1 protein-coding gene is annotated in these 302 nt (G+C 21.5%); it reads left to right on the top strand.

All coding sequences use genetic code 11. From position 1 onward, the window contains the following. Positions 1–212 (top strand): hypothetical protein (locus G3997_RS06480; RefSeq protein WP_296644638.1); only part of this gene is annotated, 212 nt, incomplete at its 5' end. Positions 213–302 lie beyond the last annotated feature (90 nt).

Here is a 302-nt window from a genome sequence, read left to right on the forward strand (position 1 = left end):
ACTACAAAGAAATACTTCCAGTAGTAAAGAATATAGATGACCCTAAAAATATGTCAATTCCTGAATATATTAGCTTATATAAAGAAATATCACCCTATATAAGTACAAATATGTCTTATAGTGAGCTTTTATCACTTGCATCTAGTATAGATATTAATGATTTAAAATCAAACTATAGTGAATTTATAAAAATACAAAAAAATAATGGATAAAATATACTAATATTCTATCCATTATTTTTTATTAATTTTATTATAGTTTATAAACCTAATTTAAGGTTGTTGTGTTTCTTCTATACTTTC

It is taken from the genome of Romboutsia sp. 13368 (genome assembly GCF_018336475.1).
GTDB lineage: Bacteria > Bacillota > Clostridia > Peptostreptococcales > Peptostreptococcaceae > Romboutsia.